This is a genomic window from Nocardioides humilatus, from assembly GCF_008373755.1.
Lineage (GTDB): Bacteria > Actinomycetota > Actinomycetes > Propionibacteriales > Nocardioidaceae > Nocardioides > Nocardioides humilatus.
Genome location: NZ_VUJV01000040.1, coordinates 1 through 389 on the forward strand (window position 1 = coordinate 1; position 389 = coordinate 389).

The 389-nt window shown below is 67.1% G+C and carries 1 protein-coding gene; it reads right to left on the reverse strand.

Annotation, left to right across the window (positions count from 1 at the left end; genetic code table 11):
- Positions 1-389: 30S ribosomal protein S5 (rpsE, locus tag F0U44_RS22200; protein WP_149730581.1), on the reverse strand; the 389-nt coding region annotated here is incomplete at both ends.

Sequence of the window (389 nt, forward strand, 5' to 3'; positions counted from 1 at the left end):
GCAACAGTCGCGTGGACGATGTTGATCTGGTTGGACGAGCCCAGCGACTTGCTGAGAACGTCGTGGATGCCGGCGCACTCGAGAACGGCGCGCACCGGGCCACCGGCGATCACACCGGTACCGGGCGCAGCCGGGCGCAGGAAGACGACACCGGCCGCCTTCTCACCCTGCACCGGGTGCGGGATGGTGCCCTGGACGCGGGTGACGCGGAAGAAGTTCTTCTTCGCCTCCTCGACACCCTTGGCGATCGCCCCGGGCACCTCCTTGGCCTTACCGTAGCCGACGCCGACCAGACCTTCACCGTCACGGACGACCACGAGGGCGGTGAAGCTGAAGCGACGACCACCCTTCACGACCTTGGCAACACGGTTGATCGCGACGACCCGCTC